Source organism: Sphaerospermopsis sp. LEGE 08334 (genome assembly GCF_015207205.1).
In the GTDB taxonomy this organism is placed as follows: Bacteria; Cyanobacteriota; Cyanobacteriia; order Cyanobacteriales; family Nostocaceae; genus Sphaerospermopsis.
In genome coordinates this window covers 1-21,810 of the sequence record NZ_JADEXH010000051.1, presented here as the reverse complement: position 1 = coordinate 21,810, position 21,810 = coordinate 1, and the positions used below count along the sequence as shown (strand labels likewise).

Annotated in this window: 19 protein-coding genes and 1 pseudogene; 13 read left to right on the top strand and 7 right to left on the bottom strand. The window is 35.4% G+C overall.

What is annotated here, in order from left to right:
* Positions 1–127: 127 nt before the first annotated feature.
* Positions 128–556, top strand: a complete 429-nt coding sequence (locus tag IQ237_RS22375; protein WP_194059159.1) for a hypothetical protein — start codon at positions 128–130, stop codon at positions 554–556.
* 31 nt (positions 557–587) lie between these two features.
* Here the strand turns inward: IQ237_RS22375 and IQ237_RS22370 are convergent, their stop codons facing one another.
* From IQ237_RS22370 to IQ237_RS22350, 5 genes are all read right to left on the bottom strand, one after another.
* Positions 588–911, bottom strand: coding sequence for a muconolactone Delta-isomerase (locus IQ237_RS22370; RefSeq protein ID WP_194059158.1), 324 nt, complete (start codon positions 909–911; stop codon positions 588–590).
* Positions 912–995: 84 nt separating this feature from the next.
* Complete coding sequence (locus IQ237_RS22365) at positions 996–1,907, bottom strand: DUF4435 domain-containing protein (protein WP_194059156.1); 912 nt, start codon at positions 1,905–1,907, stop codon at positions 996–998.
* Entirely contained in the window at positions 1,908–3,287 is a 1,380-nt protein-coding gene (locus IQ237_RS22360) for an AAA family ATPase (RefSeq protein WP_194059155.1), read from the bottom strand.
* A 107-nt stretch (positions 3,288–3,394) separates the two neighbouring features.
* Entirely contained in the window at positions 3,395–6,376 is a 2,982-nt protein-coding gene (locus IQ237_RS22355) for a UPF0182 family protein (RefSeq protein ID WP_194059154.1), read from the bottom strand.
* Positions 6,377–6,546: 170 nt separating this feature from the next.
* Positions 6,547–6,792 carry a CHAT domain-containing protein gene (locus IQ237_RS22350; protein ID WP_309225803.1) on the bottom strand — a complete coding sequence of 82 codons (246 nt, stop codon included), beginning with the start codon at positions 6,790–6,792 and terminating at the stop codon, positions 6,547–6,549.
* 202 nt (positions 6,793–6,994) lie between these two features.
* Between IQ237_RS22350 and IQ237_RS22345 the strand changes: the two genes are divergently transcribed.
* Complete coding sequence (locus IQ237_RS22345) at positions 6,995–7,420, top strand: cyclic nucleotide-binding domain-containing protein (protein ID WP_194059153.1); 426 nt, start codon at positions 6,995–6,997, stop codon at positions 7,418–7,420.
* On the opposite strand, the gene IQ237_RS22340 is transcribed toward IQ237_RS22345, so the two are convergent.
* Positions 7,421–8,911 (bottom strand): cobyrinate a,c-diamide synthase, encoded by a 1,491-nt coding sequence (locus tag IQ237_RS22340; RefSeq protein ID WP_194059152.1) that lies wholly within the window; start codon positions 8,909–8,911, stop codon positions 7,421–7,423.
* Between the two features lie 306 nt (positions 8,912–9,217).
* Between IQ237_RS22340 and IQ237_RS27075 the strand changes: the two are divergent.
* From IQ237_RS27075 to IQ237_RS22320, 5 genes and pseudogenes are all read left to right on the top strand, one after another.
* A pseudogene (locus IQ237_RS27075) lies at positions 9,218–9,358 on the top strand (hypothetical protein); the annotation flags it as partial.
* Between the two features lie 75 nt (positions 9,359–9,433).
* Positions 9,434–9,661: a hypothetical protein gene (locus tag IQ237_RS22335; protein ID WP_194059151.1), complete on the top strand. Its 228-nt coding sequence runs from the start codon at positions 9,434–9,436 to the stop codon at positions 9,659–9,661.
* Positions 9,662–9,682: 21 nt separating this feature from the next.
* Positions 9,683–11,398 carry a glycosyltransferase family 39 protein gene (locus IQ237_RS22330; protein WP_194059150.1) on the top strand — a complete coding sequence of 572 codons (1,716 nt, stop codon included), beginning with the start codon at positions 9,683–9,685 and terminating at the stop codon, positions 11,396–11,398.
* 3 nt (positions 11,399–11,401) lie between these two features.
* Complete coding sequence (locus tag IQ237_RS22325; RefSeq protein WP_194059149.1) at positions 11,402–11,668, top strand: hypothetical protein; 267 nt, start codon at positions 11,402–11,404, stop codon at positions 11,666–11,668.
* A 329-nt stretch (positions 11,669–11,997) separates the two neighbouring features.
* Positions 11,998–12,582, top strand: coding sequence for an HIRAN domain-containing protein (locus IQ237_RS22320; protein ID WP_309225802.1), 585 nt, complete (start codon positions 11,998–12,000; stop codon positions 12,580–12,582).
* Positions 12,583–12,656: 74 nt separating this feature from the next.
* Here IQ237_RS22320 and IQ237_RS22315 read toward each other — a convergent pair whose 3' ends face one another.
* Positions 12,657–13,634, bottom strand: coding sequence for a carbohydrate kinase (locus IQ237_RS22315; RefSeq protein WP_194059147.1), 978 nt, complete (start codon positions 13,632–13,634; stop codon positions 12,657–12,659).
* 347 nt (positions 13,635–13,981) lie between these two features.
* On the opposite strand from IQ237_RS22315, the gene IQ237_RS22310 reads away from it, so the two are divergent.
* From IQ237_RS22310 to IQ237_RS22285, 6 genes are all read left to right on the top strand, one after another.
* On the top strand, positions 13,982–14,257 hold the full coding sequence (locus IQ237_RS22310; RefSeq protein WP_194059146.1) for a helix-turn-helix transcriptional regulator: 276 nt from the start codon (positions 13,982–13,984) through the stop codon (positions 14,255–14,257).
* Between the two features lie 1,070 nt (positions 14,258–15,327).
* Positions 15,328–15,996 (top strand): DUF6391 domain-containing protein, encoded by a 669-nt coding sequence (locus IQ237_RS22305; RefSeq protein WP_194059145.1) that lies wholly within the window; start codon positions 15,328–15,330, stop codon positions 15,994–15,996.
* 213 nt (positions 15,997–16,209) lie between these two features.
* Complete coding sequence (locus tag IQ237_RS22300) at positions 16,210–17,211, top strand: glycosyltransferase (protein WP_194059144.1); 1,002 nt, start codon at positions 16,210–16,212, stop codon at positions 17,209–17,211.
* Positions 17,212–17,731: 520 nt separating this feature from the next.
* Positions 17,732–18,973 (top strand): DUF4912 domain-containing protein, encoded by a 1,242-nt coding sequence (locus IQ237_RS22295; RefSeq protein WP_194059143.1) that lies wholly within the window; start codon positions 17,732–17,734, stop codon positions 18,971–18,973.
* A 416-nt stretch (positions 18,974–19,389) separates the two neighbouring features.
* Positions 19,390–20,310: a phosphodiester glycosidase family protein gene (locus IQ237_RS22290; protein ID WP_228020603.1), complete on the top strand. Its 921-nt coding sequence runs from the start codon at positions 19,390–19,392 to the stop codon at positions 20,308–20,310.
* 204 nt (positions 20,311–20,514) lie between these two features.
* Entirely contained in the window at positions 20,515–20,967 is a 453-nt protein-coding gene (locus IQ237_RS22285; RefSeq protein ID WP_194059142.1) for a DUF29 domain-containing protein, read from the top strand.
* Positions 20,968–21,810: the final 843 nt, after the last annotated feature.

Below are 21,810 nucleotides of genomic sequence, written 5' to 3'. Positions count from 1 at the left end.
AATTGATAAAATTTACAAATTAATGCAGCCGTATTGACATAGTGTTAAAATAGTTCTGGAGATAGAGGAATAATGTCAAAAATTGTCTATTTAAATTGATGTTAAAATAATTATAGGATCGGGAAATATGAACTTGCTATTTTTCCAGAGGATTCCTGTAACTGCATTGGCATTACTTTGGCTGGCTTACAATCTGCTAGGATGGTATCTTGCTGCTCATCAAATTGCTTGGTTAGTGGGGGCTTTTGTGGGGGCGATCGCTATAGCTATAGTCAGAAAAAGTAATTCTTGGTTAGAAAATCTTTTAGTTTTTGGTTCTCAAACTTTAGTTGTCGTCTTGGTTCTCAGTGCATCCATCGCTTTAATAGCAATTTGGTCAATTTTATTCAGTATATTTCTTATCCCATTAGCAACCACGTTGTTAGCTGATTTAGAAATGCGTTTTTCTGGATTTAGTAAAACATATTCTTTTTGGATTTTAACAGTTATTGCTGGCTCAGGTTTAGCGGTTGGTGAGATGATAGATATCCTCATTTTTCCCAGTATTAAATACTAAAGTTGTTATTATCATCTCACCCATAATTTTCTTATTTTTCTTTTTTCTCTAACCGAGATTTTACATCTGCGGCAAAGTCTTCATATCTTCTTAAAGGAGTTACTTCTACTTGCACATTTTGACCCATTTTTTTCATGATAGGTAAATCTAAGAGAATTTGATCCAGGGTGTCAGGTGCAGGAACATCAACAATAACAATGACTCGACGAGTTCCCACACATTTCCACAAATCTACAACAATTCCAGCTTGTTTTGCTTGCAGTGCTGCGTCTGCTTCTTCACTCCAAATGGTAAAAAGTTCTTGTTGTGTCATGTCGTCGGGGTATTCAACGTGAAAATCTAGGTGATATAGCATGGTTGATTTTCCTAAGAGTGGTTTATTATTTACAGATAATAAAATACTATAGATGGAGGTTTCGCGCAAAGTGTTATGATAATTTTAATTCACAGAAGTTCTAAAAGATTCCAAATAACCTACTAGACAATCTGGGGTGTCAGCATATTGGGACAAATCAGAAATTAGCGTAGTTTCCCTTAAATTTAAGGTAACTTTTATTTTTTTAGTAAAATACTTGGGATTTCCTTTATTTGCTTCTTCAATTAGTTTTTGAATAAATTTGAATAAAAAGTAAATTTCAAATTTACCTCGAAAACTTTTTTGACGTTCTTGTATACATAGATGATTTTGCTTTAAGTCTAGTTCTTCTTGAGTAACAGTAATTGCTTTGGGAAATTGAGTATGTAGCTCATTAATTGTGTAGTTGCTAGTGATATTATCTAAATCTATCTGTACTAACTTTGAGAGATCAAAGCCAGATAACTTTAAATCTGCTCTTTTTTCTCTTTGACAAGCTATCCAAATATTTAAAAGTTCAACTGCATCATGGAATTCTTTCTGGAGTTTTATATACAGGTTTTTACAGTTATTAAAATCAATATCTGATTCAGCAAGTTTAAATTCACTTCTCAGAATTTCACAAAAACTATTAATAGATGTATAGAAATTTTCTATTGAGTAACCAGGAGTTTCATATATTCCGGTTATTGCTGTATTTTTTATTGATACATCAAAATCTCTGTCTATAAAGTATGCTGCTCTAGCTTGAGAGTAACTTTTGCGATTAGTAATAATTCGATGAATGTCTAAAACTCCTTCTTTTCCGTCACAACTAAAGTAAGAGTATTTTATTGGTCTGGCAATATTTCTGATTCTAATTCCATAATACTTCTTATCATCTTCACCTTCAAAGAAGCAGTATAGAGCAGATTCATTTTGTTTGTATTGTCGGGTAAATTCGGTAAATGCTACTACTGGTCTATTCCGAGCATCTCTAAGTTTAGCTACTGACATCTATTTTTCCGTGACAAAATCATCTAAATCTATTGCATTTACATCTAATTCATTATCAAAAATGAATGGTGAATGTGTGACAGCTAAAAGAAGTTTACATTTACCAGATTTCAAAATATCAGGAAGTAATAATCTTTGCCATTCCAGGGAAAGAGAAAGCTCAGGTTCATCAAACAAAATTATGTATTCATCATCTGAATCCAAATAAATTTTAGAAAATAAGGATATAATCTGTTTTTCACCAGAGGATAAATTTCTAATATCTATTGGTTTATGATTTCTTTCTTGAACTATCGAAATTTCTACACTTGTTTCATCATAGATAATTTTCTTTTTGTGTAAGTATTTGTTACAGACTGCTGTAAACTGCTTAATGGAATTATCCTTTTCTTTTTGTTGTTCATAAAGTCCTACAAGCTTAGATAGAAAATACACTAATTGATCATATTTCTGTAATTTTATATCCTCAGAGTTGACTAACTGTTCTATATTTTTTTTATCTGTTTGAGATATATTGTCTCCTACTCGACTTAAAACTATGTTTAAAGTTTCTGGCTGGATGCTATCTCTCATCTCTTGTGTAGGTTCTATTCCTTCCACGAATTGTGTTAACATTTCACCAGTTACTTTTGAAAATAGTTCTAAGGTAGCATTCTTAATTGTTGTTTTAATTTCACCAAATTTTGCTATAACATCATTCATTCCAAACTGAATTAGTTTACCATCACTATCTCCAAGACGCGACCCTTCATAACCTAAGTTTTTTAAATCTTCTTCAATCCTTCTATAAGTGGGAAAATATAATATTGATTCATTAATGTTTTCTTGAATAGTATTTCTAATTTTCTCAATTTTTTTTTCAGGTTTATCTTCGACTTTCACAGCCGTAATTCTTTCATCAAGAAATCCATCTAAGTATTGAGATTGTATATCGTACATATCTCTTAGCTCTAAAACCCTTCGGCGGATACTTTTAGACGGATAACCTCGTTTAATATCCATTAAAAGTCTATCTATTTCAATTGAAGGTACATAAGGTCTAAGTTTAGATATAAGCTGAAGATTTAAATCACTTAAAATTTCTCTTCTAATTGAATCTCCTTCATAGTAAGAAACCAAATCTCTTTTTTTAATTTCAACACTTACACCAGATGTGAATTCAATCACTACTGACTCAAAATCAATGGTAATTAATCTACTAAACTTACAAGATATTGAATAGTAAAGAGCATTCAAAATAGTGGTTTTACCAGAACCATTTTCAGCAATCAGAATAACAGCTTCTTTATCAAAAGGTATTTTCACATACTTATAGCCGAATAAGCCATTGAGAGAAAATGACTTCAAATTACTAGAATTAAGATGTTCACTTAACAGCATAATTATTGATTCTGACTATTTATAGCTGTGATTTTGAGACTATTTGTTGCATACTTTCTATAGTAACTCATCTTGAGGACAGAATGAATTATGAATTACAACTTATTTTAAACCGGCGGTATTCCTTCTTCTTCCACAGGACGAATAATAGCCGGCGCTGGTGTTATTTCTGGCTGAAAAATCGCCTGTAAAGCTTGTTCTAATGTCTGCGCCATGACAATACGATTTTCATAGGCAACAACTACCCTAACCAAAGTTGGTAAACTATTCTGGGTTGCTTCTAAATAAATTGGCTCAACATATAATAAAGATTGTTCAATGGGAACAATTAAAAGATTACCTTGAATTGCTCTTGATCCTTGACGATTCCATAATGAAATTTGTTGAGAAATTACCGGATCTTGGTTAATTCTGGCTTCTATTTGTTCTGGTCCATAAATTAAACGTTCTTTAGGAAAGTTATACAGTAGCAATTTACCGTAATTTTCCCCATCAGAACGCGCTGCTAACCAAGCAATTAAATTTGTTCTTTCTTTTGGTGTGTAAGGAAGCAATAAAATAAATTCTTCAAAAGGAACACCAGGAAGACTGGTAATTAAATAGTAAGGTTCAAGTTGACGGGGTTCAGTTCCATAAATTTCTTTGGGTATTTGCCATTGGTCTTCCCGGTTATAAAATACTTGAGGGTTAGTAATATGATAAATCATTAACCGCTCAGATTGAATTTTGAAAAAGTCTACCGGATAGCGAATATGACTAAGGAGATTAACAGGCATATTCGTTAGCGGTTGGAACATTTGCGGGAAAATTTTTGACCAAGCAATAATTAACGGATCTTGAGGTTGAGCAACATAAAATCTGACAGTGCCATTGTAAGCATCAATGACGATTTTAACAGAATTACGAATATAGTTAATACCTTCGTTATTTTGATCTGAATAGGGATAGCGACTGCTGGTAGTGTAAGCATCAACTATCCAATAAAGATAATTTTTTGCACCTGGAAATTGTTGATTTTTATCATCTGGGTTGGCATCAGCTGCAACTATATAAGGTTCACTATCAAATTGTAAAAAAGGTGCGATCGCTCTAATTCTTTGGTTAATATTTCGCCGAAATAATACCTTTGTTTCTGGTAGAAAGTCCCGTGTAAATATCATTTGCCAGTCTTTTAAATATGTGGCAAATAACCACCGTCTCCATAAAGAACCTATTCTAATTCCACCGCTGCCATCGTAGGTATTATAAACGTTATCACTACCACTGGGATAATCTAATTCTTTAACTCTTGTCCCAGTCATGACATGAGTGTTAGAAATTTCTCCATAATAAATTCGTGGTTCACCAATAGGAATACTTTCCCGAATAGCTGCATTAGCAGTAGTTAAAGCAGCGCCATTACCACTAATATCTTTGACAAAATATTCTGGTAAACCACCAGGTGCAACTGTATTTACTGGACTCATGGTAAAACCATAACCGTGAGTGTAAATTAAATTGCGGTTTACCCATGTTTGTGCTTGTTGTGGGACAGCATTATAATCTAATTCTCTGGCGGCTATTAGTACCTGACGTTTTTCATTTGTTGGGGGTTCTTGTTGGTTAGTTTGGTTGGTGATAATGTAGCGATCAATATCGGCATCAGGAAACGCATAATAAGGACGAATTTGTTGTAATTGTCGGTTAGTTTTTAATAGTGGTTCTTGATCCCAAAGCCGAATATTGCGAATAGTTAAATCATTGGCTTTGATATCTGTTTGGGTTAATTTTCCTTGGGGATTAAAGGTTTGAGCATCTATGGCTTCTAAATCAAATGCTTGACGAGTGAGGGCGATAGTACGTTCAATATAAGGTGTTTCTCGCTGTAATTCATTGGGTTGAACTATGAAAGATTGGACAACCGCAGGTACAATAAAATCACCTGCAATTAATAATAATAAATAAATACCCAAACCATAAATTACCCATTGATGATGTTGAGATTTAGGTCTCCAAAATAAAGTTTGCCATAATAAATAAAAGGCGATCGCCACAGCTAAAACACATAACATTGTATCAGCGGGCAACTGTATTTTAACATCAGTGAAACTAGCCCCAAAACTCACACCACGGGGAGAATAAACCAGTTCATAACGACTTAACCAAAAACCAAAGGCTATCACCAACATTAAACCGCCACCTAAGCCGAATAAATGACGTTTTTGTGTTGGCGAAAACCCAGGAAAAATGCCTTGACTGATACTGTCTCCTGATACAAGATAGGTGAGAGTAACAGCAAGAAAACCATATAAAAATAAACCTATCAGCCAAAAAGCCAACAGTTCCCAGACAGGAAGAGAAAAAATATAAAAGCTGATATCTTTGCCAAATAAAGGTTCAGTGCTATTGAAGGGGGTGGAGTGCAAATACAACAAGATTTTTTCCCACTGTTGAGATATTAACCACCCAAAACCGAAACTAAAAATAATAGCGATCGCCCACAGCAAAAACTGGGAATATATTAATACAGCGATCGCCATCACTAACGCTAAAACAAAATACCAAACTTGCGAAATAATTCTGATGCTCAAGTTCCAAACTATCTCTGGTCTAAATAAGATAGTAAAAGGTGAATTAACCTGATTAATTTCTCCATTCCAGTAACTTAATGCAACTTGTCCATAATGGGTGAAAATTAACCCCACTAAAAAACTCAAGCTTAACGTTAGCGGTAACAACCAAAATAATTTAATTTGTCTGTTTCCTGTCGCAATTTGCGGAGTTTTATAGACTTGCTTATACTGGGGACTCAGAAAATTTGTTAGTTCCCTACTCAGTGTAGTTTTTTCAATTCTTGCTGGCTCAATTTTCAGAGACTGGGGATATTGCCAACGTTTTGCTAAAGTTAAATTTCCCAGTAAATAGATCATACTCAAGCTAAAAACACCCACCCATAAAGCACCTTGAGTTATTAACCGCACCAGAAAAGTTGGCAAATAACCAACTTCTTGAAACCAAAAAATTTCCGCTCCTAAATGAGAAGCTAGATCCAAAATGATCCACAAACCCAGGCAAACGATAATAACTCTAAAGCACCATTTGAAAAACATTGATTTTCTAGGGAATAGGGAATAAGGAATAGGTGACAGGAAAAACTACGATAAATAAGCAAATACAGGATATTGCAGGTATATGAGGTACAAACATGAATAATAAAATTCTTGTAGTGCGGGTATCTTGCCTGCAACAAGTTTACCTCACTTGGATGAAATCTGCTGTATTAATTCCAGTTACCAATCATTGTAAAAGTAGACCAATAATATGGATGGGATAAGTTGATTTTACCTGAATTAACAAGTTCTGGAGGTAGAGGAATAGGCTTTTTTGGAGAAAGATATAATTCTTTATCTGTTATGCGTACTTTTCCCTTCAGCATAGCTAACTGAGCTTGTCTGAGAGATTCAGAACGTAAGGAGCTAGTGTTTAACTGTTGATGAGCATCACTTAGTTCATCCTTTACTGGTATAAGATAAATACGATAACCATTTGAATTGTAAATTAATAAACAGCATCAATACATCTTTAACTTATAGGTTAACTACAGAGTAGCCAAGGTTAAGGTATTATTGACTTCTCAGGGTTAATTAACGGTGAGAATCCCAATGCTGTCAAAATGTTGTTTATTACCGTTAGATTTTGTTGCTAAAGTTATACTTTAATAAGTAATTATGCTGACTAGTGTAGATCGTTTGTTATTGGTCCGCCGTGTACCTATTTTTCAAGAATTGCGGGATGATTTTGTCGTGCGACTTGCTTCTGTGATGAATGAGTTATCATACCCTGCGAATCACAGTATTTTCAAACAAGGAGAAGAAGGGCGATCGCTCTATATTATTGTCTCTGGTAAAGTCAAAGTCCATATCGGAGATACAAAATTAGCAGAAGTTGATACAGGAAAATACTTTGGAGAAATGGCAGTATTTGATACTCAGTCTCGTTCTGCTTCTGTGACAACTTTAGAAGCTTGTGAATGTTTAGAACTCACCCAAGAGCAACTTTATGATGCTATTGAAGAAACTCCAGAAATAGCGGTGAATATTATTCGTGAATTATCTCGTATTATTCGTAAACTCAATGAAAGTATTAGTCATTAGTCAGGATATCAAGGAGTCAGTAGGGGCAAACCCCCTGTGGTTGCCCTCAAGAGTCACACCAAATTTTAAACATTCCTGTAAAAACCTTTGGGGAATTTCTATACTTTCTCCCCAATGTTGATGAACATAAGAAGCATGAACATTAGGAATATTAGGTAAATTCCATCCTTCAAAACCTGTATTTTCTTCACAGTCATAACGATAGGTATCAAACAATGGTTTTTGCGGGTTTGTAATTACATGAGAACGATGAAATTCATGTCCATAAATATTTGTACCCGCATCTAACAAAAAGCTATTTTCTAAAACTACTGCGCGACGATATCCTAAAGTTAATTTTTTATCCATTTGTGCAGATGTGGGCAATATTCCTACCATTGTCCAAGATTGATTTTCAAAATCAATAATATTTTCACACAAATACATTAAACCACCACATTCAGCAATGGTGGGTATTCCTGATAAAATCGCTGTTTTTACTTCTTGAATAACTTTAATATTTGCTGCTAGTTCTTGTGCAAATACTTCAGGAAACCCACCACCAAAATACATTCCTTGAATATCTTTTGGTAATTGAGTATCTTTTAAAGGACTCCAAAATATTAATTCTGCTCCCAGTTTCTCTAATAAATCTAAGTTGTCTTGATAATAAAAATTAAAAGCTTGATCCCGTGCAACAGCAATTTTGATTTTTGATTTTTGATTTTCTTTTATTTCTCCGCTTTCTCTGTGTCTGTGCGGTTCGTTGATTTGAAAATTGGGAACATCTGAAGACAGAATTTCAGTTACTTGTAAAAGTGGTAATAATTTTTCCCAATCAAAACAATGATCGCCTAAATCTGCGAGACGATGAATTACATTATCTAATTCTGGTAATTCTCCTGTGGGAACTAAACCCAGATGACGATCAGGAATAGTAATATTATCCTGTCTTTTGAGGACACCCAAAATAGGTAAGTTGAGAGTTTTCAAGGAATTTTTTAATAAAGATAAATGGCGATCGCTCCCTACCCTATTTAATACTAACCCTGCAATTTTAACTCTCTGATCCAAACTACAATAACCATGTGCGATCGCAGCTACTGACCCAGACAAACGACTACAATCAATTACTAATATTACCGGAATATCTAATAATCTGGCAACATGGGCTGTACTAGCAAAGTCCATTTGATGATTGCCATTTTCAGTTGTATTGAAAGAATTACCAACACCATCAAATAAACCCATCACTCCCTCAACCAGAGTATATTCACATTCTTGGGAATGACGCTGAAAACATTTTTGAATATAAGTTTCTGAAGTCAAAACCGCATCTAAATTTCGACAAGGACGGTCTGTAACATACTGATGAAACATAGGATCAATATAATCTGGACCAACCTTAAAAGATTGTACTTTGACACCACGACGACACAAAGAAGCTAAAAGTGTAAGTGTCACCGTAGTTTTGCCCACTCCGCTGCGTTCTCCAGCAATAATCAAAGACATGAATTAGGTAAAAAATGAAGGGAATATCACTTAATTGTATCTGATGATTGTACCTGATATTTCGATCCAAAAAAGCTAACTAAAAGCATTTGGTTTTAAATTAATTTTGCCTGACTTCTGACTCCTGACTTCTTACTCCTGTAAGGGCGAAGCATTCGGGCAACAAATTATCAATTTTATCAACAGGCTATTTTCCTGTCAGGGCGAAGCATTCGGGCGACAAATTATCAATTTTATCAACAGGCTATTTTCCGAATGCTTCGCCCCTACTGACTGCTAACTGATGAAATTTAATCATGGCATCATTACGATTTAAATAGTAAATTTAAAGATTCTATTTATAGGGAAATTACCGAAACCGATGTTTTAATTAATCAATTAATTTCACCAGATAATGTTCACTTTAGACCCCCTTTTGGTCGGGCTGGTGTTGCTGTAACGAATGTTGTAAAGCAGATACACAAACCGATTATTTTTTGGGAGGTAGATTTACAGGACTGGCGTGGTAAATCTGCTACCGACATGATCAAGATATTTGAAAATAACTTTCATAATGGTTCAATCATTCTTTTACATGATTCTGATGGTGTAGCAAAAAAAGGAGTATATGCTAGTCGCCATAATACAGTAGAGGTAGTAGAGGAAATTTTGAAAGCTTATACTCCCCAGGGATATAAATTTGTCACTATATCAGAGTTATTAAAAAGAGGAAATGCAGTTAAAGTAAAAGAACACTGTTTAAAAAAATAAAAACAATTTAAAACAATCAAGATGGACGTGAATAATAGGCGCTCTACCGTTTCTGATCCCTGGTTTCATCCTTTACTGCTGCTAATTTGGTTCATTATTGGCATAGGCTTACGTTTGACTAATTTAACCGCCAAACCGCCTTGGACTGATGAATTTGCGACTTTAGTATTTAGCTTGGGAAATAGTTTTTTACCAGTACCTTTAGATCAAGCGATCACCCCTGATATCTTATTACAACCATTACAAATTAATCCCGCAGTTGGTATAGGAGATGTAATTAATAATATTCTCACAGAGGATAATCACCCTCCATTATATTTTGTCTTGGTTCATCTGTGGATGCGGTTATTTCCTCACCCAGAAGGTTTAGTATCCATATTTGCAGCACGTTCATTTCCAGCTTTATTAGGTGCAATTTCTATTCCCTGTGCTTATTTTTTAGGTAAATTAGCTTTTCGTTCTTCATTAGTAGGACAATTAGCTGCTGCAATGATGGCAGTTTCACCTTATGCAATATTCTTAGCACAAGAAGCCCGTCATTATACCTTGGCTATGCTTTGGGTGATGCTTTCTCTAGCTTGCTTGGTAGTTGCTATCCGTCATCTAGAAAAACAAAAATTATTACCTTTGTGGTTAATTATTGCTTGGGTAGGAGTGAACGCCTTGGGTTTTGCTACTCATTTCTTTTTTGTGATCACTCTTGGCGCTGAAGCTGTAGCTTTGATTTTTGTAGCTTGGAAACAACAAACTCAGACAAAAACTTGGGTGTTGTTCTCTTCTGTGTGGTGGCGGTTTTATTATGTAGTAGTTGGTACGGCTGTTGCTGGGTTAGTGTGGTTGCCTGGTTGGTTGCAAAATCGCTACATTGGCGCTTTAACAGCGTGGATTAAAGGTGAGCGTTTGGGACTAAGTTGGATTAGCCCCATTTTTCAAGCTTTAGGTACATGGATTACTATGATTTCCTTACTCCCAGTGGAAGCACCTGATTTAACAGTGGTTATTTTCTCTGGGTTGGTGATGTTAATTTTCTTTATTTGGGCAGTGCCAATTTTAATTCGGGGAATAAAATTTCAATTACAAAAACCGGAAATTGGTTCTATTACTCAGGTATTTATTGGGGTAGTTTTAGGGGCGATCGCTTTCTTTTTCTTCTTTACTTATTTCCTGGGTATTGATCTTACCAGGGGCGCTCGCTATAGTTTTGTTTATTTTCCAGCGGTAATAATTTTAGTGGGTGCAAGTCTGGCAGTTTGTTATCAAAATCCCAACATTGGTAAATGGGGTATTACTGGCAAACAAGCTGTAATGCTGATTTGGGTAATGGGTTTAATCAGTGCAATTTCAGTTACTTTTAATTTGGGTTATCGCAAATATTATCGCCCTGATTTATTTCTTCCTGTCATTGAACAAAATTCATCAGTCCCAGTTCTCATTGCCACAACTCATAAAAGTTTAGTCCAAACTGGAGAAATGATGGGCATAGCTTGGGAGTTAAAATTCTCTGGTTTGCAAACTAATATTGAAAATACTCAATTTCTCCTCGCCCATCAAGCCCAAAACCCCAATACTTCTACTATAGCCCTAGAAAAGACTATCAAAGAATTACCACGACCTTTTGATTTATGGTTGGTTAATTTTCATGCTCCCATCAGTCAAGAAGTGGAAAAATGTCTGCCTGATGATCAAAAGTTGCCGGGAATATATGGGTATGAGTATGAATTGTATCACTGTAAATAAATTATGGCAGAGCAGTTTCCTATCATTGAAGTTCCTCTAGATGCTTCTCAAGATATTGAGGATTTAGGAACAAAAGAAAAATTTTGGTTTTATCACCCAGATTTGGGGCGCTGTCTATTTAAAAAAGCCAGATCAAACACAGGTGAAGATTGGGCAATACACAACGCCTCAGAAATTTTGATGTTTTTTGTGAACTCCACAAACGTTATCCAAATTCTGCACAAATTTGGCTTGATAGATTGGCAAATATTAGCAGTAGCGATACTTTAAATATTATTATGTGTATTCCTGAACATCGTATATCTAAACCAGCAATAGAATTTGCACATAAAATATTAGAACATAATCAAAATAAAATGCTAAATTTGAGGTAATTTTTACTATGAAAACTCTTTTTTTTAGCTTGGCAAGATCCAACAAGTCGTGCTTGGTTTCCTGTAGGAAGATTAAGATTTGATGAGGGAAAATATACTTTTACATATACTCAAGGAGCTAAACAAGCTCAAGATAAATGTGATTTTAACCTTGTGTATTCTTTTCCAGATTTAAATAGAGTTTATACATCTAGTGAATTATTCCCATTGTTTTATAATCGAGTGATGCAACGCTCTCGACCAGATTACAAAAATTATATTCAATGGCTGAATATTCCAGAAAACGAAGATGATCCAATTTCTATTCTTTCTCGTTCTGGAGGACGTAAAGTAACAGATCATTATGAAGTTTTCCCATATCCAGAACCAGATAAAAATGGTTTATATAAAATTCATTTCTTTGCTCATGGTTTGCGATATCTTCCGAAATCTACCATCGAGAGAATTAATCAATTACAAGATCAAGAAATTTTGTATTTAAACCACGACTTTCAAAATCCATATCACTCACGGGCATTACTATTACGTACAAATGATAATTATATTGTTGGTTACTGTCCCCAGTATATTGTAGATGATGTTTTTAAACTCAATGACAAAAATCAAAAACTTGTAAAAGTACAAATTGAGAAAGTTAACCCAGTACCAGCACCACTTGAGCTACGTTTATTATGTACTCTGACTGCAAAATGGCAGGATGATTTTCGTCCATTTTCAAGTCAGGAATATCAACCAATTATATCTGATATTCCAGCAGATAATAAACAAGTTGGACATAAGGTGAGTTCTTTGCTCGGACTTAATTTGTAAAGGGAATATCAGCTGATTGTATCTGATATTCCCCGAATTGTACTATTACTTCAATCAATGAAAACTGTTAACTGTTAAAGTTGATGATCAGCTAAAAAAGCATCAACTTCTTCTGCTGTGGGTTGGGAGGCGATCGCACCTGGTTTAATTGTCGTCAACGCCCCCACCGCACTAGAGTATGTGATCACACGTTTGGCTGTTTCTGCATCCCGCAAACTGTGAATACCAGACTTACTCAACTGATGGAGAAACCCAGCTAAAAAGCTATCTCCTGCACCAGTTGTATCCACCACAGGTATAGAAAAGGCAGGTAATTTACCTTCGTTTTCCCCTAAACAATAAGCACAACCATTTTCGCCATCGGTGACTAAAACCCCTTCTAATGAGTTCAATCGGTAAGTAATTGCTCCTGGGTCATTAGTATTAAATAACCATTCTGCCTCTTCTTTGGTGAGTTTGAGAAAATCGAAACGTGGTAATAATGCCTCAATTTTCTGCTTTGCTAAATTAGCATCTTGCCAAAATACAGGCCGCCAATTCACATCTAAAATTATTTTGAGGTCGTATTGTTCTGCTAATTTCAATGCCTGATGAATAGCAGCTTCACTTTCAGGATAAGCTAATTCCAAAGTCCCCAACACCAAAAAATCAGCATCGTTAAACAGTGAATGGGGTAATTGCTTGGCTTGTAAGCGGGTATCGGCAAACTCGCTAGTATCATATTTACCAAAACCAGCAAAAGAGCGATCACCCGTCAAATCCCTGACTACATAAACTTGTCGCGTTGGTGCTGTCGGATGAAGTTGCACACCCGTTGTATCTACACCTACATCTTGTAATAACTTCACCAGTGCATTACCTGGTTGATCTTCTCCTACAGCACCAATAAAACCTGCGGGCGTTCCCAGTTTAACTAAAGCACAAGCCACATTAGCTGGCGCACCCCCTGGGTAGGGAGTCCAAGACTTGACTTCTTCCAGCTTTAGCCCCATTTGATCCGCTAAACAATCAAACAAAACTTCGCCTAGACACAAAACATGGGGATTACTCATATCATTTTCGATTTACGACTTGGGATTAGGAATATGTATAAAATGTATAAGCATCTTTATTCCTTTGTCTCCAGTTAACCATAAAATAGCAGTTTTTATCACCCCATATAGTACATAATGCTATAAAATCCCCAAATTTACCACTGAAGTAACACTGAATATTTACTGATGAATAGGTTATATTTTATAGAAATTTTGCTTTTAAGGAAATTAATCTTCAGATTAAATTCCCAGAAAATATTGACTTTAGTATTACTAGGAACATTTACAACGTCTAGCTCTGAGAGAATCTTTTAGAATTAGAAAGAGTGATTGAGTACATATACCAAGGGAGAAATAAATAAGCCATGGCTGCTAGTGAGTCTGGGACCCCTGTTAGTCTGTCAGACAGAGAACTGCAAATTATCGACTTAGTGGCCGCAGGCTTAACTAACCAAGAGATTGCAGCAAAACTGGAGATTAGCAAACGTACAGTTGATAATCATATCAGCAATATTCTCACCAAAACAAAGACAGATAACCGAGTTGCTTTGGTTCGCTGGGCTTTACAGTGGGGAAAGGTCTGTTTAAACGATATCAATTGCTGTACATTACCTAACTACAATGATTCAAATGTGAGTTAGTTTATTACTATGAATCCCTGTGGATGCTGAAAAGTTCAACCATTTTGGATTTTCGATTTGCGTTAGCGAAGCGTAAGCAGCGCAGCGAGTATTTGAGATAGGTACAACCGACAAAGAGCGGGGTATTGAGCTTGCTTCTGAAGTACAAGTACCAAAACACCTCAATCAAAATCCAAAATCTAAAATCCAAAATCCAAAATCCAAAATTGGCAAGATCAATTTTGAGGTTTACAGATTGTTCTCCTCCTCACCTTTATTTTTCAGTGTGACCCTCTACCACAAGTTCCGTGACTTTATGTAGTAAAAGTTGATGCTCTGGGAATTAGCGAATTTTTGCGATCGGAACTGACATATCAGAATTTCTCGTTTGATTTAGCCCAAAGGGTTTAGCATTGCTAAACCCCCACTGACTCATGACTCCTGCTATTTTTCAACAAAAATTAGCAATAATCTAGTTGTACAAGCGTTACATTGGAAGGTGAACAGCTAGTTAGTGTTTTACTAACGAAACCTAACAACTGATTCACTGAAAAACCTACCTGTCGCTAGACAATTTTGAGACTTTGAGACTATAAACAGTGCTATTATTGATAGGTATTTAGGTGATAGCCAAGCCTAAATACTTAATAGTAGAGTGAGCTTGTCCTAAGTTGACAATTTCATAGACAAAACTATACTTATATTGACAAAAATCAATATATTTTCCGGAAAAAATCAACTACTTGATATATAATACGGTGATATCAAGTATTGAATTGAGACTATTGCCGACGCGAAAACCAAGCAATGATGGTGGTAGTCTTTTTCAGAAACTTAATTGGAACACAATCGCGTTGGGCTACAGCGTGAAAGTCTACAGAGGGATAACCGCTCCCATGCTCCCGTTGAAGTAGAAAGTAAAGTCTAGCTTTGTCTAGGTTTTATATAGCAGATACACCCGATCTTAAAGCCTGTAGACTGAGTAGTGCCGACACTTTCAGGATGAAGCAGGAAGAAAAAGCCGACTTTTGTTAGCATTAGTTAGCTTTTTTGTATCGGAAATCTATATTACTTTATCAGCTTGGGGGAGAATGAATACTCCAACTTCTTATGCAAATAGCTCATTTCCCTTTAACTTTTTTAATCTTGACTTGATAGCACCATCACCAAACCAAGATACTAATTTACTAGAACAGCTATCTTTTGTACCTGGCTTACAAGAAATTCTCATGCTGCGTCAGGTTCATGCCTTAGAACACGCTACTGTTTGGGTTCTGAGTGAGACAAAAAGTGTTGATTCTTCTCCCAAACAGCCTACTCATGTACAGTTTGATAACGAATCATTAAGTGGTTTATCCACAGAACAAGGATTTTACCTTTATGGTGATGTAAATATCAGTTATTTACGGCGTGCAGTAACATTAGCTCAATATCGTCTTACCAACGGAGAATGGGATTTAGCGGTACATCCCCGTTGCGGTACAAATTTATCTGTAGCAATGTTGTTAACTGCTGGATTTGCTATGGGTGTGTCTGTGATGCTACCATTTAGACCTGTTGAGCAATTAATAGGTTTAGGATTAGCTGCAACTACGGCTTCTGAACTTGCTCCAGATTTAGGTGCTTTCGTTCAACGTTATTTAACAACAGCTATCCCCTTTAACCTTGCAATTGAAAATATCATTTTTACACGGGACACTTGGGGACGTGAAGCGCATTTTGTTAAGGTAAAATGGCGGCAGGTGACTGGTAACTGGTGACTGGTGACTGGTGACTGGTGACTGGTGACTGGTGACTGGTGACTGGGTAATAAATTTGATGTTTCCCTATTAACTATCAACTATCAACTATCAACTATCAACTATCAACTATCAACTATCAACTATTACCAATTACCAATTACCAATTACCAATTACCAATTACCAATTACCAACCTACACAAATAATTTTAATAATCAAAACCAACTTCTATATGAGAAAACTTTATTTTTTAGTTCCGGGAACAGATGGAAAATTTGCCTGTGGTGGGCTTTGGGCAGAGTTAAAAACAGTTAATTTAGCTCAAAATATCTGTAGTGCAGAAGTTGTCACTTACCGACAAAGAGAAAAGGATAAGTTGTTTCTTGATGACTTGCTACAAAAAAAAATAGATAACAATTTAGATAATGTAATATTCGTGATTAGTTGGGGATTTGATATAGCTAAACTTGCGCCTAAACTGCAAAAATATAATGTAGTTTATCATGCTCATAGTGCAGGTTATAAATTTAAACTTCCTTCCAGTATTCCGATTATTACAGTTAGCCGTAATACAATGGGATATTGGGGACAAAAAGCACCGAATAATCTAATTTATTATTTACCTAATCAAATCGCTGATGAATTTACAAATTTGCATTTAGACCGAGATATTGATGTTTTAGTGCAAGCGCGAAAATCTTCTGAATATTTAATCAAACAATTAATTCCTACATTACAACAAAAGTGTAAAGTTTTTGTTGTTGATTCTTATATTGAAGATTTACCAGGATTATTTAATAGAGCGAAAATTTACCTTTATGACTCTGCTGAATATTGGGCGCAACAGGGTGTAAGTGAAGGTTTTGGTTTGCAACCTATGGAAGCTTTAGCTTGTGGTTGTCAAGTTTTTTCTAGCGTTAACGGTGGACTTTCTGATTATTTAGATCCGGGATTTAATTGTTATAAAATCGCTGGTTATTCTCTAGAATATGATGTACAACGTATTCTCAATACTTTATCATCTCCAGTTGCTTTGACTTTACCAGGAGAAGTTTTAGCAGAATACAGAACTGAGAATATTATCAAGCGATTTACGGTAATTTTATCAGAAATCAATGAGTTTTTTGATAACCAAAAATATTACTCAGCTAATATTCAGGATCTCACGAAAATGCGGTTAGCTAAATTATTTATACAAAGAGTACACAAGAAACTGAGAAAATTTAACAAGTAGATCAACCTGTAATTCTTGTGGGGTAGGCATACTTCGACTTTGCTCAGTACAAGTCTTGCCTGCCCTTTAACCACACAATATTGGATCATTTATTTCTTAAAGCTGGACGGGCTAGAAGCCCATCCCACAGCATTGGATCGCAAATGTCATGAAATTTTGACATAATGAACCCCAAGTCAAGGCGAATGTTATGATTCCATAACAATTTGATCCCCGCAGGGCTAATAAATACGTGAAATAGCTGAAAAACCGACTTCATACCCCTTGATCACTAGGCATGATTACCTGTTAGTATTTCATCAAGAAAAAACACGCTCCTGATCCCAAAGAAATGCTAATCATGGCAGAACGAGGAATCAGAAAGCGTGGCAATCCATTTAAAAACCAACTAAAACCCTTATAAACTGGGCAAAACCAGAAGTCAGGAATAAAAAATTCATCTGGGATAGATGAGATTTTATAAACCATTCTATAACCAGGGGAAGTCATTTACCCGAAAAACTACTGGAGGCCAAAATAAATGGCAAAAGAACGCCCACCGCTAGAGGAAATGACATTAAGGCAACTTCGTAAAGTTGCAAGTGAGTATGGCATTTCTCGTTACAGTCGGATGCGTAAATCTCAATTGTTAGCATCAATTCAAGAAGTACAAATTAACAAACTTTCGCTCAGTCCATCTCGTTCACTGGAGGCGCAGGAAACCGTGGAAGCAGCAAAATTTGAATTAGGTCAGGAAGATCGCACAGGTGGTTCTCTCGCTGATGTGGATGAGGGACTGGGAGATTTACCAGGTGGTTATGGTGAAAGTCGCATTGTGTTGTTACCACGTGATCCACAATGGGCTTACACATACTGGGATATTCCCAATGAACATAAAGAAGAGTTGCGTCGTCAAGGTGGACAGCAATTAGCATTGCGGATTTATGATGTTACTGATATTGATTTAGATCATCAAAGTCCCCACAGTATTCAAGAATATCCTGCGGATGAATTAGCGAGAGAATGGTATTTACCCATTCCTGTGAGCGATCGCGATTATGTAATTGATATCGGTTATCGTACCCCCATTGGTGGCTGGTTAGTATTAGCTCGTTCCGCCAGAGTTCACATTCCCCCTGTATATCCTTCCGACTGGATAGAAGATGTCTTTATTACCGTAGACTTTGAAGAAGACCTACGTGGTAAGACCAAGTATGAACTAATTCCCCCAGCTAAGAAAATCGCTGCGGTTGGTGCTGGTGAGAACCCCATTTACGACCAAATCTTTGGTATGGCAGAATCAGCAGAAGCTCAACGGGTTGCTGGTTCTCTGTTCGGTTCTATGCAGCACGTAGCCGGTTCTGTCCGTCCAGAACAAGCAATCAGTTCTTACATTTTCCCATCTGGTGTAGGTATGTGGGCAGTTCCCACTGCATCCGGGATCAATATGTCCGGTGTGGGTATGTCTGGGGTTGGTTTCTCCGCTTCCGCTGTTCCAGAACGTCCCCGTAAATTCTGGTTAATTGCTGATGCAGAATTGATTGTATATGGTGCAACCGAACCAGATGCAACTGTAACTATTGGTGGTCGTCCCATTAAACTCAATCCCGATGGTACTTTCCGCTTCCAGATGTCCTTCCAAGATGGTTTGATAGATTACCCCATTTTAGCGGTTGCTGCTGATGGTGAACAAACTCGTTCTATTCACATGAAGTTTGAGCGTGAAACACCTTCTCGCAATACCAATACTAAGGAAGAAGCTGTTTTGGAATGGCTAAAATAGAGTTTGAAAATTAGCAGTCAGCAGTCAGCATTCAGCTTATTCTCAAATCAAAAATATTCTTTCTGTAGTAACAGGGGAATTAAACCTAATATTTAGTATAAAGCTGATAGCTGATAGCTTATGAAAGTTTGAATTTTACATTACGCCATAACTGCATTACCCGCTATAGTTATTCTGTAGCGGGTTTTTTATTTGTCTGAATCAGGATATCCAGGATTTCAGGATTAACAGGATTGTGATTGTTTAATTGATGGTTTGCATCTGAATTTAAAGATGTTATGTGATTATTTAATTTATATTTATCCTCTTTTCATAAACCAGAAGTTTAAAAATTACATCCTGTACATCCTATAATCCTGGTTATCCTGATTCTGATAAAATAAACCATCCTGTACATCCTACCCATTACCATATCTATGAAAAAATTATCTTTCTTATCCCTCTTAATTAGTAGTGCTTTTTTATTATTAGGTTTTCAGGATCAGGTAGCAAATTCTGCACCAAAACCATCAACTACTTGTCCTGGTAATAATTCTCAGTTTAGGATTGAATTTTTTAAAACTAATAATCAAGGTGAACGTTATTCTAGAGGTATTAATCATGTAATTCTGTTTAATCCCAAATCCCCCCATTTAGATTTTAAAGTAAATGTGGGGTTAGGTCATAAAATCTATGCTAAAGATGCTAGAGGCAATTTTAGAAGAGAATACATTCCTAAATTTTTTAGTCAATTGATAGCTGATGAAAATTCCCAATTAAATGGTAGAAAACCTATTGCAGCTATTAATGCAGATTATATAGATACTGTGAATAAACCCCAAGGTTTAAATATTTCTCGTGGTGTTGAATATTCCGGTGCTTTTAAAAATAGACGTTCTTCTTTTGCGATATCTGGAGGAAATCCCAGTCAGCGTGTTGCTACTATTCAGATAGGAAAAAGAGGATCTAATTTACTAAATTATAATGTAGTAGGTGGTAATGGTAGATTTTACAATCAAGGTAAATTTAAAGATATTTGCAAAGCTTTGGGTGAACTTGCTTGTAAAGGTGCTACTAATCGTTCTATGGTAGCAATTACCAGTAAGGGTTATGTAATTCTGTTAGTTAATGATATGAAAGCTAATTCTAGTATTCAATTTTCTGCAAATAATAAAGAGTTGTTACCTAGTCAGTTTGATGATGTTTTAGAAGGTATTGCGAGAAATAATTGTTTAGGGAGAATTAGGGAAGGAATGTTATTTGATGGGGGAATGTCTCCGGGTTTGTTTTATAATGGTAAGGTGTATGTGGAAAATTTTGGACCCATTGGTTCGGTGTTTCTCATTTATAAGAAGTGAATGCAATAGTTCAATATGTCGAAATAGGAAAGCTATACTAAGTACCCTGCACAAAATTAATTTAACATTTTTGGAACAAACAAAAATCTCTGTATTCCTTATCTGTTCCCTGTTCCCTCTCCCAAATATAAAATTTATTTTGCACGACTACTTAGAATAAAATATCTAATTCCTAACTACAGTCAAACAACAACAGGTAAAAATATGGCAGCGGGTTTGTATGAGAATGATTTTTATCTTTGGACAATAGAACAATCTCAAAAGTTGCGTTGTGGTAATTTTGATGGGCTTGATTTACAGAATTTAGCGGAGGAAATTGAATCTTTGGGTAGACAAGAAAAACGAGAATTAGAAAATCGTTTAGGTGTGTTGATTGGACATTTACTCAAATGGCAATATCAGCAAGAAAAGCGCACACGCAGTTGGCAAATAACTATTAATACTCAAAGGCGTGAAATCAATAAACTGTTAAAAGATAATCCTAGTCTGAAATCATATCTAAATACGGCACTGCAAGAAGGTTTTATTTCAGGTTTAGATTTAGTATTGACCGAAACACCATTAAAGAAAAAAGAATTGCCTTCTCAGTGTCCTTATACTATTGAGCAGGTTTTTGATTCTACTTTTCCAGTTGATCTTGAGACAGAATTTGAATAATAAATTATTACAGCAGTTTCGATGTGAATGAGGTACAAATTTAGATCACAAAACCTTACACCAAAAGGATTTTCAAGCTGATAGCTGAAAGCTGCTGTAATATATTAATAAATTACAGCGATCGCTCTTTCCCCTATCCCAAATCGAATCTATCAAAAACTCGTTGATTTCTCTAAAATATAATATTTTATTATTAATAAAATTTTTTTAATAAGTTTTTCTCAAAAAAATTTGTGATTTTCTTGATTCACGGGGCGGCGGCTGTGGTACTATAGTGTTATCTAATATAATGGGGTGTAAGCAAAATTTTTTTTAATGCACACATTCCAATTATCAGAATATCATACCTAGAGGAAAAAGTAAACTGGGGTAGACCCCAAAAATCGAATTTTTTTTTAATTTTTTAATTTTTTAATTTTTTAATTTTTTAATTTTTTAATTTTTTAATTTTTTAATTTTTTAATTTTTTAATTTTTTAATTTTTTAATTTTTTTTAATTTTTATTTAATGTTTTGAGAAAACTTGGAGAAAATCGGCTGCGGGATTTCTAACCCACATTCCGCACCCCAAACTGTCCCAGAGGGAAATTACGGAGATGAAAAATCAAAGTTAGCGTAAAAACAGACATATACAGTGAAAAAAGCATTCGAGAAACAGTAAATCACCAAAAATGTCATCAAACCCTATTCTCAATAAGAAGCAATAAGAATGAACACCACCTGGAGAGGTTAACAGATAAAGAAAAAAAGATATTTAAGAAAAAATCATAAAATAGACTAATATTTCCAGGATAAAAATAAAATTATAGACATAGTAAAATGGAGCTATACATCAAAGAGACTA